Source organism: Runella sp. R0.1_18 (genome assembly GCF_057652155.1).
This window is the reverse complement of record NZ_JBYFCK010000103.1, coordinates 1-420: the sequence shown is the minus strand read 5'-3', so window position 1 is coordinate 420 and position 420 is coordinate 1. Positions and strand designations below refer to the sequence as shown.

1 protein-coding gene is annotated in these 420 nt (G+C 45.0%); it reads right to left on the bottom strand.

Annotated elements, in window-relative coordinates:
• Positions 1-420 (bottom strand): IS91 family transposase (locus AC23P2_RS31260; RefSeq protein WP_487776814.1); only part of this gene is annotated, 420 nt, incomplete at both ends.

Genomic DNA, 420 nt, shown 5'->3' with positions numbered 1-420 from the left:
ACTTGGCCCTGAATACCTTGCTGAGTGCTTTTACTGCAAACAAAAACTTACCATCAGCTCGCAGGTTCTGCCAATTGTCCTTTGCATTCACACCACCACCTGGCACAATGCAATGTAGGTGTGGGTGTAAACTCAAATTTTGACCCCAGGTGTGTAAGATAGCAATCATGCCCATCTGCAAGCCCTTATTCCTGCCAAAGGTTTCTAATGTTTGCCAAGCAGCCCCAAACAACGAATCATAAACCAATTTGGGATGATGAAGTGCCAATGGGTTCAACTCAGAAGGTAATGTAAAAACCACATGAAAGTAGGGAACAGGCAATAAATCAGCCGCTCTGGCTTGTATCCACTCTTCTCGCTTGTGACCCTGACACTTAGGGCAGTGACGGTTGCGGCATGAATTGTAACTGATAATGATAT